Raw genomic sequence first — 13,437 nt, forward strand, 5'->3', positions numbered from 1 at the left:
GAATAACATGTCAAATGGCAATGTTTCGGGGAATTTTCATGAGACAACATAGATACAATAGCAAGCATCGCCGAATTTTAAAAATCGGTCTCTGCTTAATGGTTTTGGGACATCCCACACACGGCTTGGCTGCGCAATGCGAGTTCAAGGTTAAAAATGAGTGGCAAAGTGGCTATACCGCCGAAATTACCGTATATAACAATACTGACTCCGCCATCAATGGCTGGGAAGTAGGGTTGGAATTTAATCACGGTGAGTCAATCAATAATGCTTGGCGAGCTCAACTGAGTGGTAACAGTCCATATCAATTCAAAAACCTGAGCTGGAATAATACTATCAATCCAAGTTCGTCCAAGTCGTTTGGCTTTAACGTCAAAAAAAGTGATGGACAGGACGCTACTACACCAAGGTTATTTGGTATTTGTGAGGGAAGCTCACAAAATGATGACGTTAAGGTTGTAGTGTCAGCGTCTGAAAATCAAGGCACAGCCCCCGCAACAATCAACTTTACCAGCGAAGCGACAAATTTACCGTCAGATAATGTGAGTTATCGCTGGGATTTTGGTGATGGGCACGACTCAAATGACATTAACCCGCAGCATATCTTTGAGCAAGCAGGATCTTATTCAGTTTCCTTAACCATCAATGATGGTACAAATGACTACCCTGCTGCCCCAATACAGGTCACGATTAGTGACGCTCAGCCAGAATCGGCGCAATGTACTTTTGAAGTTGAACAAGAGTGGATCTCAGGCTTTCGTGGCAAAGTCACTATCACCAATACTGAAGCGGTTGCCATTTCAAACTGGAAAGTACTCATGGCTTTTTCAGATAACACCAAGTTGACAGGGGTTTGGCATGGTCGCCACAGTGGAAATAACCCTTATGAAATCATTAATGAAAACTACAATGGCACAATAAACTCTGGTCAGAGTTTAAATTTTGGCTTCAATGCCCAAAAAGCACAGGAAAATGACACTCCAGCAATTCCTTCTCTTGGCGGTTTATGCTCATTAGACGGTGATATTAATCACGCACCATTAGCAGTTGCTTCAGCCTCTACCACATCAGGTGAATACCCATTATCGGTGGCCTTTGATAGCAGTGAATCCTCAGACTTAGACGGTGACACCCTTACTTATAGCTGGGACTTTGGCAATGGACATACTTCAAGCGAGCCAAACCCTACTTATATTTTTGAAGAAGAAGGTGTATTTTCTGTCACGCTGATGGTCAACGACGGGGTAATAAGCACGGTGAGTGACCCTATTAGTATTCAAGTATCAAAGCCTGAGGCTCCACCTGTAAGCGGGCCATTTGTATTAAGCCCTCAAAGCTCCCAGCTTTATTTTGTCTCGACTAAAAAACAGCACCTCGTTGAGTCACACACGTTTCACAATATCAGCGGCAGTATTACACCTGAGGGGATAGCAAGGTTATCTATTGATTTGACCAGTGTTGATACCAATAACGATACCCGTGATGGCAGAATGAAAGAATTTTTATTCGATACCGAGTCGTTCCCAACCGCCGAAGCCCTGCTCTCCATTGACTATGCAGCGTTAGTTGCACTCCCCATTGGTAGCACTGAAAAGCAATCCATCTCAGCCACACTCAACCTCACTGGCGTTGTAAAAGAAGTAAACGCCGAAGTTGTAATTCGACGTCTTGCGAATAATAAAATTTTGGTGCAAAGCCTAACACCAATCGTATTAGACGCAACAAACTTTGGCTTGGAGCCAGGCATTGAAACGCTTAAAACACTGGCGAGTTTGTCTGTGATCAGTTATGCAGTGCCCGTGAGCTTTAATCTCATTTTTGAAGCACAGCAATAGGAGGGAAAGAAGATGAAACGCAATAATTTAACACACTTTTTTACCCTGACTGATGCTTGGCTTAGCACGCCTAAAATTGCTAAGTTCGCTGCTTGTGTCAGCCTACTCACCAGTGCCTCTTTTGTTCACGCAGCACAATGCTCTTTCACTATTCCAGACAATTGGAACAATGGCTTTAAAACTGAGATCGTCATTGAAAATCAGTCAGATCAAAACCTTAATGATTGGTCTCTCGAGCTCACGTGGAATCAAGGTGTGTCGCTGCAAAATAGCTGGAATGGTAATTTCGACTGCAATAACACAGGTTGTACCATTACGTCGCAAGGCCATACGATACATGCCAATCAGTCATTTGGCTTGGGTTTTGTCGCCAATAAAAATGGTTTAACCGATATGGTGACCCTGACTTTAAGTGGCGATATTTGCACAAACTCAGAACCTCCAACACCACCCGATGATGTGACAGAAACGGGTTTATGGCAACTCGATGGCACAGCCTCTTTACTGAGCTATGTATCAATAAAAAAAGATCACGTTGCAGAGCTCAATCAATTCGTTACGCAATATGATGACTCTCCAGCGCTGTCTGGCAGTATCGACGCCGATGGTAAAGTAAAGCTGGCCGTTGATCTAAGTACCATTTCGACTGGTGTGGATATCAGAAACAGTCGAATTTTAGACTTACTCTTTGAGACAGATTTACTGCCCGTCGCTTACTTCAGTGCTGAAATAGACAATGCATTGTTAAGTAATTTAGAAATTGGCCAGCCAGTTATTCAAAATGTGACTGGTGAAATGAGCTTACATGGGGTTAATCAACAGATAAGTCTTGATGTGTTGGTTGTCAAACTTGCTACTGGCAAGGTCAATATCAGCACGCTTTCACCCATGATTATCGACAGTAAAAGTTTTGAAATGGATTACGGTATAGAAGCTTTACGTGTTGTCGCTAACCTCTCCAGTATTGGTGAATCTGTACCTGTCTACTTCAATCTCACTTATTTGTCTGCCGAGCAAGATAGCTTTCAACCTGTTGCAATAGCAGAAAAGCCAGCGGCTCCCACAGAGCTCAATGCAAGTGTGCTATCAATCGATGGCAAAGCGCAATTGAATTGGCGCGACAACAGCAATAACGAGACCGATTATCTGGTTCGTTTCAAAAGTCTTGATGGCCGCTGGCAAACCGCTGCCGAGCTGGCATCTAACTCAAACTTTTTCGAATCCGGTTTACCTGAGTCTGGCGAGTTTGATTACAAAGTCATTGCTCTCAACAACTCAGTACCTTCAGAGCCAAGTAATATCGAGCGTGTGGTTGTCACCCAAACTGATCCCGTTGCCCGAGGCATGCAACTATATCAATCAGGGTGTGCAGGTTGTCACGGCTCAGAAGCTGGTGGCTTGGGCTCATTCCCAGCCCTTGATACTGAGCGAGATATACAAACCATGATTGATACCATTGTCACCACTATGCCTTATGGCACACCTAGTGCGTGTGATGAGCAATGTGCAGCAGATATCGCTGCGTATCTACAAACACTTTGGCCAGCACCTTTGACTTGTGATGTAGGCGTTGCACCTGTGGCATATGGGGCAAGACAGCTGAAGATACTAACGCAAACTGAGTACCAAAATACGGTCGAGGACTTGCTAGGTGTAGACTTTACTGTGTCTGATGGTTTATCCCCAGATTCTCAAGTCGGCTTTTTCATCAACAATACCCATGCCAGTGTGCAACCATCCAACTACAGTAATTACTTATTAGTGGCTGAAGAGCTATCAGAATGGGTGGCTGAGAATAATTTCTCACCCGCATTAAGCTGTTCAGCGATTAATGAAGACTGTGCCAACAGTCTGGTTGACGAGCTTGCGCCTCAAATCTTCCGCCGTCCATTAACGCAAGATGAGTCACAAAATTACAAAATGATAGCCACTGGATTTTTCCACAGCGGAGATGTTGAAGCTGGCATGAAGCTCGCTTTGGAAGGACTACTCTCCTCACCACAATTCATCTATCGACACGAACTAGGTGAGCCAAACCCCGATAACTCAGAGCTAGATGCGGATGCTTTCGAGCTTACTTCATGGGAAATGGCGACCTTCTTATCTTATACATTCACTGGTTCAACGCCAGATCAACAACTTTGGCAGGCAGCTGAGCGTGATGAGTTACGTGATGAAGCCAATATTATTGCCCACGCTAACCGTCTTGCTGATAGCTCCAAATCTGTACTTGGGGACTTTGTTGGTAGCTGGTTAGGCACAGGTAATTTAGAAGTCGCAACCAAAGATCAAAACTTCTACCCGGGTTTTGCTGCACTGGTGCCGGCAATGAAGGCCGAGATGAGTGAAACCTTTTCATACATCATGACCCAGCCTGATGAAAGTTTCAGCTCCCTTTATACCGCTAACTACACGTTTGTAAATCAGTTATTGGCAGAGCACTACAATATAGCGGGTGTCACTGGTGACGAGTTGCAAAAGGTAGATACCACAGAGCGTGGTGGCATATTAGCCAATGGTGCATTTATGTCCCGCTGGGCTGAAGTTGCCGAATCACACCCGATATTACGCTCAGTGCGCGTACGCCGCCGTATGCTGTGTCAGGATCAACCCGATCCACCAGCGGGGACTTTTGAAGCCCGAGAGCAAAGACTGGCTGAACTGTCCGATATGCTGCAAGACCCTGCAACCACGAACAAACTGAAGTATCACAGCTTAACAGAAGGCCAACCTTGCTCAGCTTGTCACGAAAAGTATATCAACCCGATGGGATTCGGAATGGAAGACTTTGACGCGGTGGGCAAAGTGAGAAGTGCTGATAATAATGGTAATACGATAGATGCGTCTGGCACCCTCTTCGCGCCTGAGAAATACGCAGAAGTCAGTGAGTCAATCCCATTTAATGGCACAAAGCAATTAGGTGCTGTGATCGCTGATCTATCTTCCGCTCAAAGCTGCCTACCACAGCAAATGTTCCGCTACGTTATGGGAGTTGGTCACGATTCAGTCGACCCAACTAGCGAAGAAGATAGGCGCCTATCTGAAACAGAACAAATAGGCTACATGTGCGAAATAGATACACTCAAAGACGCCATGATGCAAAACAGCCCAAGAGCCATGTTAGAGAAATTTGGCTCATTAAAGTCTGTGCGTTATCGCAAGGCTTGGTCAAGAAATGAATAGTGTAGGCCACAATACAGAAGGTTAATAAAATGAAAGATGAACATTTAAATAACATGATGATGTCGCGCCGTAGACTATTAAAAGTGTTTATGGCATCAGGGATTTCTACCGCCCTGCTCCGCACTTCTCCATTGGTATCAGGTTTGCTATATGCAAGAGATGCAGATGCACAAAGTGCTGGACTACCAAATAAGACGGTTTCGATTTATATACCTGGTGGATCGATATCATCACTTTGGAACCCTACGGGAAGCGGCGACAGCATGCAACTGGGCGTGATGTCTGCCGGCTATGAGCCGGTCAAAACCGAATGTAACTTTATGGTCAATATGTCACACTCCAACGCAGGTCATGGCCGAATGCCAATCCTGCTTGCTCAAAATTGGGGGAGTGATAGTTATGATGTCACAATGGGCAATGCGTTAGGTCCAAACCTACCATTTCGCTATCTTAACTTGGGTGTACACAGCAATGGCCAAGGACAGTTAACTAAAGACAACCGTAATCATTTGCCATTCCAAGAGAACCCTTTCACCGTCTTTAAAATGGTGTTCGGCAGTTCACAAGGCAGCAATAGTAAAACGCCTATTATGAATGCGCACATGTCGGCTGCCAATGCGATTAAAAACAGGCTCGCAGGTTATGAAGTTCAAAGGATGAATGACCATCTCGATGCAATTTCCGATACCCAGCGCCGCTTAGATGACCTATATGGCGGTGTGTCTTGTGGTATTGCCCCAGATAATACTGAATTCCCTTTGACCTTTGATACATTCAGTCAACAAGCACGCTTACAGGCAGATATTGCCGTGGCAGCTTTGCAATGCAATTTGACCAGTTCTATATCTCTGGCGTTTGGTAACCACCAAGCGGAATTCCGTATCCCTGAGTTGAACTTCCAAGGCCACTATCACAATGCAATACATGGCGGGAGCAACGGCCAACCTAACTACCCCTATTACACCGAAATGCGCAGCCATCTAGGCAGCTTAAGTGCGTACTTGATCCAAAAGCTAAAAGCGGCAGGCATACTGGATAGTACCGTAGTGCTAGAAACATCGGATATGGGACACGCAGATAAACACTCTGCAAACCCATGTTCATACCTCATTGCCGGTGGCGGTGCTCGCATAAACCGAGGTGTAGTCAGTAATATGGGCTCAGGTTACAACCAGCATGATGTGCTGCATACGGCAGCTAAAGCCTGTGGCGTTGACCTTGGGTTTGGTAAGGAGATCCCTGGGATTATTGTTTAGGAGATGAACTCCGTAAAGCCCCTTTCCTTTATAAAGGGGCTTTTAATTTTGCTTTAGTGAAATCACTTTCAAAGCAACCACATGCAGCTGTTCTTCCTGACCTCCACACAACATTCGTTTGGAAAAGCAGGAAATTAAAGCAGCAATATAATCATCAAGTCGAAGTGAAAAATAATACGCTAATAGAAGGCAATAAATGTGTTAGCTCAATAGTGAAACGTGATAATAGTCAACTCGTTTTTCTTGCCTGAACAGGGCTGTGCTAAACACAACTTATACGAAAGAAAATCAAAAACATCGCATGATCAATGTCAGCCTTTGGGTCCATCATTTCAATACCATCAGATACTTCACACTTCGGGTGTTGAGACTTAGCAAAGTTCTTAATAACCTCCATGCGCCTATTTTCTGGATAGAAAGGATTTACGGTATTTAACTCAAACATGCACAAATGTCGGTTGATACTTTTATTAGGCCATGCTGGCTCTTCAAAACAAGCGCTACCAACATTTTTAATGCCTGTGTTTTGCTTTTCTTGGGCACCCGACACTATCGAAAACAGAGCTAGTGATAGAATAAAAATTTCACTATAGGTCAACCATTTTTTTCACTTGAATGTAAATATAAATGGCCTTTTCGCGTGTCCACAACGCACTCTAAAGGAAGCTACTAGGAGCTTTATTATTCAATTTGACTAATATGGCCAGCAATTTTATAAATGGCAATACAGCCCACCAAATAAGGGATGGTCAATATAAAAAGAAATATACTCTCCGCTAATACAACCCTTTCAGTTGAAGGTTCCAAAAAGAAGTCGATAATTACCCGCTCCGCAACTGAAAGCCCAACGGAAACTAATAAGGAGTAAGGCAATACATTTCCCCATGGTAATTGCTTAACCTTGCTAAACTTGTATGCTGCTACGAAGGCAATTACAATACTTGCTACACCTATTACACCCGCAGCTCCGTGAAAAACAGAGTAAATGATAAAAAAAGCGTTACTTTCTTCCAAGAAAAAACTCCTGTAGCCAATCAATTTTCTAGCCGTATATGCTGGGGAAAATAATCTGAATAAATACCAAAAGAACAGAATAAATTACAAGTCCTAATAATCACATGGGCTCAATCGTTTGTACACATTCATTTAATGTATCCAATATACATTATAGCTTCGCCAAACTGAAACAATGGGTTTTAACGCTTTCAAACGGCCAACCCAGACGTATAAATAGGTGAAAATAAAACCGCTGACGGTTACCTTCTATGCGGCACCTTGATTATCTAAACATTGGTATTCCCGCCGTGATATCAACGACTCTGACCCCTTTGATACTGAGCAAAACGAAAAAGCCTGCGAGTTTTCATCCCAATTTAATTGCTTGTTAGTTTACAACTTTGGGCCAATCTTACTAGTACCTGAAGGCCACTCAACGACAGCACCATTACATTTATTTGCCAAAGATTGAATTGCTTCTTCCAGAATTTTTAACCCTAATTCATCGGCACCAATCGGCTCTAAAGAAAGAACATAACCATGCTTTAAACCTGGGATCAACTTTAACGCTTGAGCCGTAGGTTTTTCAATATCATCAAGCTTTTCGAGTACAATCTGCCAGTCCACTTTAGGGCTTGAATATACGTACGACATGAAATCATCCCACGTTTCAATATTCCAGTCATCTGGGTGCGGAAGGTCTGCGGGTAAAGTTGCGAGGCAAGTAACTCAAACGGCTACATCCATACTCATATATTTCTCCTTGTAAACCGACGCTTGCCGTAAACGGCACAAAAAGCACGAACTTTTTGTCCACGTTTACGACTTTGTAAGTGCTAAATTTCACTGATTGGACAGTTTTTAAGATATTCAATATCAGTTGGGTTTCTGCTTGTAGTAAAGTCCAAACGAACGGAGGTTAAAACAGGTGCACTATCCTTATTTTTTTCAGTAGCTTTCCATTTCCACTTGAATAGGGCCGCCGCTGCATGATCATCAAATACGCCTTTAGGATATGAAGAGCGGACTTTATAACCTTTGACTTTTCCGTTTTGGCCAATGCCAACAATCAAATCAACACAGCCAGATATATTATTTCTAGCTGCTGAAATCGGATACCTTGGTTCAACTCTTTTAAGAATAGTCCAGTATTCTTCAACAAGTTTAACTTGCTCTTTTGATGACAGGTCTAGATAATTCGCTTGAACTTCTTCAATGTCAGGTGCTGATGTACACGCAGTCAAAAAAAGTGTCAGTGGTATCAATATATTGGTTTTATTCATAGCTCTTTCCTTAGCTCTAGTGCCCGCTACTAATGTGAACCAAATGCAGGCGGGCGATTTACTCCGCAAATGGTATGACCGCTTTTGTGAACCTTAATTTAGCGGCTTGTTAGCTGCTTCTATTAGCAACTTTCTTCTATTTAACCTTACTTAATTCAGCTTATTTGCAATTTTATTAGAGTTTTACGAAAAAATATACACAGTCAAATTAACGACACTTCGAGAAGTTTTACCGCAAAAACTGAATAGGCGTATTGTTATTGACTGTAATACCATTTCGAAAGGAAACCTTAATATATCTTGATCCATAAAATTAATCACCCTCAGAGATTTGTTGGATATGCCTCTTGGGTATTTCGCTTGGATATTCTTCTAGTTTGAGTATTAAAAACTAACCCCCTTTTATCATCCGCTATTATTTTTTAATACAACAATCTACTAGTGATAATGAAAAATAGAATAGACCACGACGTGAAACATTAGCCATATTCCAAAGCTCCCAAAGATATGCCTCCAATATAAGCTTTCCAAAAAGCTGAAGTCTTTATTGTTAATAATTCAACCAATTCACATACACTAATAGGAAACTAACGCTTTACTACTGGGCGAAAATATACTTTGCTACAATGAGCTGAAAAGAAACATAGGCCAGCTGTTTTGTTTTCTTGTTTAGTAGTAACCTGTCAAACAAGATTTGAATACAGTGTCTCGTCTGTTGATTGGTGCCATATTGGATCATTCGCCCTGAACAACCCCACAGCGAGTTTGTCATAAAGCAATATAACTTCTTCATTGGAAAGAAACTCACCATTATGTTCAATAGAGTCGCCAGAAAAATACAATCAGGAAAGAACTATGTAATCGACAGTCATTCTTGGCAAAGAAGTTAGACGGCGAAAGTACTACGTGATGATGGAAGTTAGTCACCCCCTGCTATACGTGCGCTTAATAAATCTGATTAGAAGACCCTTTATGATAGGTTCCCCAAGCGCATCAACAAAAGTCAAATACCTTTGCTCTGCCTGAGTGACTTGTTATGTACTAGGTTTGTTTTTACTAAGAAAAATGTAAACTATTCCACATAATGAACCACCGAAAATTAGTAGGTCAGAAACCCAAGAGTTAAATTCATAATTATCATGCCCCATAAATGCAACATGCAGAATGCCATGCACTACGAGAAACGTAGACAGCCAAAACTTAGTTTTAAATCTCACGTTGTCATCCGGGCTTGCAATCAAAGCCACTAAAATCGCAAACAACGGTATATGAGTTAGGACAAAAGTCAGTTCGGCTATATCAGGGGGTAACCAACTAACAATTGGTAAAACCAGCCATTCATTGTTTCTCATGGCATCTAATTCATGTGTAAAAAGAAAGCCAACCCCCAAGTAGAAAGCTCCGTCTCTCATTCGTCCTCCATGGTACATAACAACATCTTAGCGTGAATTCACGGATATCTCTCTTAACTACAATTGAGATATACACCATATCAAGCAAACTTTGTTTATTACTTTTAGCAACTTAATAACAACCACACCCCGTATTTTCAACGCCAAAACAGCCTGCAAAAATCGAGAATTGACGATTATTTGTATTACATCACAGAAACGACATAATTATTGATATTCCCGCGCTGAAATCAACGACTCTGACCCTATTGATAGTGGCTTGTCAGCTTTTCTTTATTTACTCAAAATCTACTTTTTTAGTCCTGACGTTACATAAGCAGCAAGAGCGCCTACAGCAGTTGAAGATAGAGCCAAAACACCTTCCGAAATGTTTGGCTCTTTGCTAAAAATTAAGGCTATAGCAGAAGCGACTGGTGATATTATTGCTACAAGCGCCAACGCCCAAATTACCCAGCGAAAATTCCACCTGTTTTCTGATGCAGGCCTCAACTTGCGTATCTCATCCAATAGGACTTTCTTATGTTCCAGATCTAATTTGGGATCTTCTAATACTTTTAGATAGAGCTTTGATATTTCAGTATCAAGCACTGTATTTTCGCTATCTGTAGCCATTTTCATCCTCTTTGAAAGCTAAAACCTGAATAAACGACGTAAAATAGCAAGCAAAATTAACAACGAAGGTATATTAGCCAGCTATTTTAAGTTCAATGTTTAAATGACTCGTTAAGTCTACAAATTTAATTTGGTAAGTGTCCAGAAGACAGCCCAGTCGCACCGCAAAGACAAAACAACGGGCTAATTATGTTTAAACCATCTATCTTCCAAATGCGTATTTCCGCGTAAATTTATCCACTCTAGTCAAACAAATGAAATTAGACACTCTACAAGGTCTAGTATATTCCTAAACATTCATTTTTATAGTAACCACAATAAAATTTATAGTTTCAATGAATCCGATTGGTACGCTTAACGCAACGTTTAACCTCTGATAATGGAGGTACTCGTGGCAATCGGCTGCAACCTCATGTTATACAGCTAAAACTTTTTCCATTAAAAGCGCTTTTTCGCCATAGCTTGAACATACACTGACACCTTTAACTTCTTGGAACCCTATTGTCGACCAAAAGCTTTCCGAGCCCTGTACCGCAACTAGCACTACTTTATTCATTCCTTTATTTTTTGCTATTTCAAATAGTTTTAAGGCTGCTGCACGACCAACTCCTCTCCCCTTTGATTGAGGGCTTATAGCCATATCATGAAGATATAAATACTCACAGTGTGTGATGTTTGGTAATGGTTCAAACAGCTTTGGAGGGTAAACTCCATTCCATGGGTGGGATAATAAGTACCCGACTACCCCTCCGCTTTTTGACACGCATACAAAGCAAGTGTCAGGAGCAACCGCATTTTTACTTTTGAGTACATCTAATTCTTCAGCGCCAACCTCTTGATAAGAGTCATCCTGAATTTCTAAAATCCTATTCCAATGTATTTCTTCTATTTTTTTAAATATCATACGATTCCTCGAACGTATAACGCCGCCATCAGCCGATGATTTTCAGAGTGTTCTAGGGGTAGGACTGACGCAATCAAGTGCCAAACCCAAAGAGGTCGGTTGGATGACGTCGTTATGCAACTATTACGACTACCAAAGTATTGGAAATAATCCAAAAACCAACAAGCTGCAGGCAATAAGTGATAGCAGAGACCCTGTACGTACCATAATCTTAACCGTAAGTTCGGTTATTACGGTAGCTGAAAACCCAGCGCCAGCGATTGGCAGTGCTTTACTCGCACCAGCCACAGACGCAATAGTTATCCCTAGCCAAATAAGTATGAAACCCAATGCGCAGCCATAAGCCACAAAAATGTCTAAAGATTGAGGCAACTCAACCAGAGACCAGATAACACCAAAAATAACCAGCGCCATTGCGCATTGGACAGCAGTTAAGTGACCAGAAAGAGCCATCCGGGAATTTTTCACGGACGGTATCAGGGCTCCTTGTATTAAACCGACAAGAAAAAAGACGGTTCCAATAAAGATGAGTTGTGCACCTATTTGTGTCAGTTCCATCATGACGCTCCATACTTACACATGACACTAGCCTCATTGTCGCAACTTGCATTCCAGACGTGTCGAATGTATGGCTGGGAACTTTGCCTCTGTTGGTATTTAAATTTTTGAAAGGTATTCACTGTTCATCTCCTCCATAGAAAAAACACATGGTAAACAGCGAAATACTAAAGTTCATTCACCTAGATTCATTTTTTAATTTACTCAATGTTTGGGGGGCGATACCAAGATAAGAAGCGATGTGATATGACTTAACTTGATTAAATATAAATGGGTATTCATCAAGCAAACGATCATATCTTTGGGCAGCAGTCTCTGACATAAGAGACAGAACACGTTTATATGTTGCCGAGTAGTAGGTGTTATGCATCCATATTCTTGCTAAACGCCCCCATTTTTTATCGTGTGATATAAACTTATCAAGCGCTTCCAAAGGCGCAACATAAAAAACCGAATCTTCAAGAGTCTCAAAATTGAGCATTGATCCTGTTTTTTCATAAAAACTGACACTATCGTCCATAAAGTGGTTTAAACCATGTTTGCTTTTACCACGAAAATAGAGCTGCCAAGTATGTTCTTTGCCATTCATGTCATTTAAATATGATCTCGCTAATCCGCTTTTAATAAACCATATCTCACTAAATACTTCACCAGCGTGATGTACCCGAGTTCCTTTTTTGACATGTTTTATGTCAAATATTGCACACGCATCGGCCCACTCATCATCATTGATAGGGATATAATGCTCAATCATTTTTTTAAAGTATTTCATAAAGCTATAGTTTTTAAAAAACGTCCACTGGTTTATTATATTCGTTGTCAACTATGTTTATACAGTTCGATAAAGAGCGAAACGCCATTTGCTACAAATCAGTTCCCCCTGTCATGAAGTGAGATTACGATGATCTAATTAATTGCACAATACCTAGTTATAAGTATCGTAAAATATAGCTTTGCCGAATTCGCTGCAAAACACTTCCAAGAACAACCCTCTAAATTCAACAACCTAATAAGAGTTAAAGATATCTTATTCCTGGTATAGGGCTGTGATTTCTTGGGCTTGCTCGTAGCATGATAGAGATGAAATAGTCGTATAGGAAATCACCTCAACACTTAAAGTCGAAGGTAACTTTTTCAGCAAATCTGAAAAAGTAGCCAGTGCCATCAAATCCGGGAAGTAATGCGATTTTCACCTTAACTTGAACGCCTTAATAATTGACAAGTCTTTGTAAATCGATTTTTGAGTTCGAAGAAACGTAGCACAACGCCTCCTGTTAAATTTACTATTAATCAATTTGTTAGGGCTTATTTATACTTCTTTTGTGGAAAACAACATGAGGCACAAGAGAATTGCCAAAGTCCTTGGGCGAGTATGTTTAGCACCTAACCTAGACAATT

12 protein-coding genes are annotated in these 13,437 nt (G+C 41.5%); 3 read left to right on the forward strand and 9 right to left on the reverse strand.

The genetic code is table 11. The annotated features are described in order from the left end of the window. Positions 1–38 precede the first annotated feature (38 nt). The 3 genes from QNM18_RS17530 to QNM18_RS17540 are packed head-to-tail and all read left to right on the forward strand — an operon-like array spanning position 39 to position 6,274. Positions 39–1,835: a cellulose binding domain-containing protein gene (locus QNM18_RS17530; protein WP_284137963.1), complete on the forward strand. Its 1,797-nt coding sequence runs from the start codon at positions 39–41 to the stop codon at positions 1,833–1,835. A 12-nt stretch (positions 1,836–1,847) separates the two neighbouring features. Next, positions 1,848–5,018, forward strand: a complete 3,171-nt coding sequence (locus tag QNM18_RS17535; protein WP_284137964.1) for a DUF1592 domain-containing protein — start codon at positions 1,848–1,850, stop codon at positions 5,016–5,018. Between the two features lie 29 nt (positions 5,019–5,047). Further along, complete coding sequence (locus QNM18_RS17540) at positions 5,048–6,274, forward strand: DUF1552 domain-containing protein (RefSeq protein WP_284137965.1); 1,227 nt, start codon at positions 5,048–5,050, stop codon at positions 6,272–6,274. Between the two features lie 262 nt (positions 6,275–6,536). Here the strand turns inward: QNM18_RS17540 and QNM18_RS17545 are convergent, their stop codons facing one another. The 9 genes from QNM18_RS17545 to QNM18_RS17585 all read right to left on the reverse strand — a co-directional run bounded on the left by QNM18_RS17545 (position 6,537) and on the right by QNM18_RS17585 (position 12,811). Further along, entirely contained in the window at positions 6,537–6,872 is a 336-nt protein-coding gene (locus QNM18_RS17545) for a hypothetical protein (protein WP_284137966.1), read from the reverse strand. Positions 6,873–6,955: 83 nt separating this feature from the next. Next, positions 6,956–7,288, reverse strand: coding sequence for a hypothetical protein (locus QNM18_RS17550; RefSeq protein WP_284137967.1), 333 nt, complete (start codon positions 7,286–7,288; stop codon positions 6,956–6,958). A gap of 375 nt (positions 7,289–7,663) precedes the next feature. After that, on the reverse strand, positions 7,664–7,924 hold the full coding sequence (locus tag QNM18_RS17555) for a hypothetical protein (protein WP_284137968.1): 261 nt from the start codon (positions 7,922–7,924) through the stop codon (positions 7,664–7,666). A 182-nt stretch (positions 7,925–8,106) separates the two neighbouring features. Then, positions 8,107–8,553, reverse strand: coding sequence for an energy transducer TonB (locus QNM18_RS17560; protein ID WP_284137969.1), 447 nt, complete (start codon positions 8,551–8,553; stop codon positions 8,107–8,109). Between the two features lie 1,034 nt (positions 8,554–9,587). Continuing rightward, on the reverse strand, positions 9,588–9,965 hold the full coding sequence (locus tag QNM18_RS17565) for a DUF6713 family protein (RefSeq protein ID WP_284137970.1): 378 nt from the start codon (positions 9,963–9,965) through the stop codon (positions 9,588–9,590). Positions 9,966–10,253: 288 nt separating this feature from the next. Next, positions 10,254–10,577, reverse strand: coding sequence for a hypothetical protein (locus QNM18_RS17570; RefSeq protein ID WP_211008458.1), 324 nt, complete (start codon positions 10,575–10,577; stop codon positions 10,254–10,256). Positions 10,578–10,992: 415 nt separating this feature from the next. Beyond that, entirely contained in the window at positions 10,993–11,481 is a 489-nt protein-coding gene (locus QNM18_RS17575) for a GNAT family N-acetyltransferase (RefSeq protein ID WP_284137971.1), read from the reverse strand. A gap of 129 nt (positions 11,482–11,610) precedes the next feature. After that, complete coding sequence (locus tag QNM18_RS17580; protein WP_284137972.1) at positions 11,611–12,042, reverse strand: hydrogenase; 432 nt, start codon at positions 12,040–12,042, stop codon at positions 11,611–11,613. Positions 12,043–12,217: 175 nt separating this feature from the next. Then, the gene (locus QNM18_RS17585) at positions 12,218–12,811 is read right to left on the reverse strand and encodes a Crp/Fnr family transcriptional regulator (protein ID WP_284137973.1); all 594 of its coding nucleotides are present in this window, start codon (positions 12,809–12,811) and stop codon (positions 12,218–12,220) included. Positions 12,812–13,437: the final 626 nt, after the last annotated feature.

This window comes from Pseudoalteromonas obscura, assembly GCF_030135505.1.
Classification (GTDB): domain Bacteria; phylum Pseudomonadota; class Gammaproteobacteria; order Enterobacterales; family Alteromonadaceae; genus Pseudoalteromonas; species Pseudoalteromonas obscura.

Coding starts and splice junctions, on each gene's coding strand:
- QNM18_RS17565 (WP_284137970.1), bottom strand. CDS start 9,965: ATGAGAGACGGAGCTTTCTACTTGGGGGTTGGCTTTCTTTTTACACAT.
- QNM18_RS17570 (WP_211008458.1), bottom strand. CDS start 10,577: ATGGCTACAGATAGCGAAAATACAGTGCTTGATACTGAAATATCAAAG.
- QNM18_RS17530 (WP_284137963.1), top strand. CDS start 39: ATGAGACAACATAGATACAATAGCAAGCATCGCCGAATTTTAAAAATC.
- QNM18_RS17580 (WP_284137972.1), bottom strand. CDS start 12,042: ATGATGGAACTGACACAAATAGGTGCACAACTCATCTTTATTGGAACC.
- QNM18_RS17560 (WP_284137969.1), bottom strand. CDS start 8,553: ATGAATAAAACCAATATATTGATACCACTGACACTTTTTTTGACTGCG.
- QNM18_RS17555 (WP_284137968.1), bottom strand. CDS start 7,924: ATGTCGTACGTATATTCAAGCCCTAAAGTGGACTGGCAGATTGTACTC.
- QNM18_RS17540 (WP_284137965.1), top strand. CDS start 5,048: ATGAAAGATGAACATTTAAATAACATGATGATGTCGCGCCGTAGACTA.
- QNM18_RS17535 (WP_284137964.1), top strand. CDS start 1,848: ATGAAACGCAATAATTTAACACACTTTTTTACCCTGACTGATGCTTGG.
- QNM18_RS17585 (WP_284137973.1), bottom strand. CDS start 12,811: ATGAAATACTTTAAAAAAATGATTGAGCATTATATCCCTATCAATGAT.
- QNM18_RS17575 (WP_284137971.1), bottom strand. CDS start 11,481: ATGATATTTAAAAAAATAGAAGAAATACATTGGAATAGGATTTTAGAA.